The 233-nt window shown below is 54.5% G+C and carries 1 protein-coding gene; it reads right to left on the minus strand.

Features of this window, described 5'->3' with window-relative positions; genetic code table 11:
* Positions 1 to 106 precede the first annotated feature (106 nt).
* The coding region (locus tag LD028_RS09520) for a DUF445 family protein (protein ID WP_237811678.1) at positions 107 to 233 on the minus strand (127 nt) is incomplete at its 5' end.

Consider the following 233-nt stretch of genomic DNA (forward strand, 5'->3'; position numbering starts at 1 on the left):
GGGGTTTTCATCGTGTCTTTATCTTACCCCGGGAATATTACAGAAAGATTACAGCGGCTTTACAGTTTCGTTTCAGATGGTCATGGCCGGAGAGCAGGACGCATCGCTATCCCCACAAGGCGGCCAACAGCCCCTGCACCAGTCCGATGACGCCTCCGAGGATAAACCCGAGAATGGTGATCATGCGAAACTCCCGTCCGGAAATCCCCACGATCATCTCCTCGATCCGCTCG

Origin of the sequence: Anoxybacillus sp. LAT27 (genome assembly GCF_022030075.1) — a bacterium.
In the GTDB taxonomy this organism is placed as follows: Bacteria; Bacillota; Bacilli; order Bacillales; family Anoxybacillaceae; genus Anoxybacillus; species Anoxybacillus kestanbolensis.